General features: G+C 55.3%; 1 protein-coding gene. It reads left to right on the top strand.

Translation table 11 applies throughout. The annotated features are described in order from the left end of the window. Nucleotides 1-1,355: putative Ig domain-containing protein (locus K5Q99_RS21750; RefSeq protein WP_220778111.1), on the top strand; the 1,355-nt coding region annotated here is incomplete at both ends.

Consider the following 1,355-nt stretch of genomic DNA (forward strand, 5'->3'; position numbering starts at 1 on the left):
GCCACTCAAGATGCGGCGTACAGCTACACCTTCGCGGCCGCAGATACTGATGTGGGCGATGTGCTGACATTCAGCGCGGTGACCAAACCGAGTTGGTTGAGCTTCAATACGACTTCAGGCGTGTTAAGTGGCACGCCCAGTAATGCCGATGTGGGTGCGCACCCTGTGTTACTGCGAGTGACAGACACAGATGGCTTAACCGCTGAACAGTCCTTCAGTATTACCGTGACTAACGTCAATGATGCACCGACGATTAGTTCAACGGCCATCACTGCCGCCACTCAAGATGCGGCGTATAGCTACACCTTTGCGGCGAGTGATACTGATGTGGGCGACACATTAACCTTAAGCGCGGTGACCAAACCGAGTTGGTTGAGCTTCAATGCTGCCACTGGATTGTTAAGTGGCACGCCAGGCAATGCCGATGTGGGCGCGCACCCTGTGTTACTGCGAGCGACGGACACGGATGGCTTAACCGCTGACCAGTCCTTTAGCATCACGGTGACCAACGTCAACGATGCGCCGACGATTAGTTCAACGGCCATCACAGCTGCCACTCAAGATGCGGCGTACAGCTACACCTTTGCGGCGAGTGATACCGATGTGGGTGACACATTAACTTTAAGCGCGGTGACCAAACCAAGTTGGTTGAGCTTCAATGCTGCCACTGGCGTGCTAAGTGGCACGCCAAGCAATGCCGATGTGGGCGCGCACCCTGTGTTACTGCGAGTGACGGACACCGACGGCTTAACCGCTGAACAGTCCTTCAGCATCACGGTCACCAACATCAACGATGCACCGACTATCAGTTCAACGGCGATGACTACCGCCACTCAAGATGCGGCGTACAGCTACACCTTCGCGGCCGCAGATACTGATGTGGGCGATGTGCTGACATTCAGCGCGGTGACCAAACCGAGTTGGTTGAGCTTCAATACGACTTCAGGCGTGTTAAGTGGCACGCCCAGTAATGCCGATGTGGGTGCGCACCCTGTGTTACTGCGAGTGACAGACACAGATGGCTTAACCGCTGAACAGTCCTTCAGTATTACCGTGACTAACGTCAATGATGCACCGACGATTAGTTCAACGGCCATCACTGCCGCCACTCAAGATGCGGCGTATAGCTACACCTTTGCGGCGAGTGATACTGATGTGGGCGACACATTAACCTTAAGCGCGGTGACCAAACCGAGTTGGTTGAGCTTCAATGCTGCCACTGGATTGTTAAGTGGCACGCCAGGCAATGCCGATGTGGGCGCGCACCCTGTGTTACTGCGAGCGACGGACACGGATGGCTTAACCGCTGACCAGTCCTTTAGCATCACGGTGACCAACGTCAACGATGCGCCGAC

It is taken from the genome of Shewanella hafniensis, assembly GCF_019655335.1.
GTDB lineage: Bacteria > Pseudomonadota > Gammaproteobacteria > Enterobacterales > Shewanellaceae > Shewanella > Shewanella hafniensis.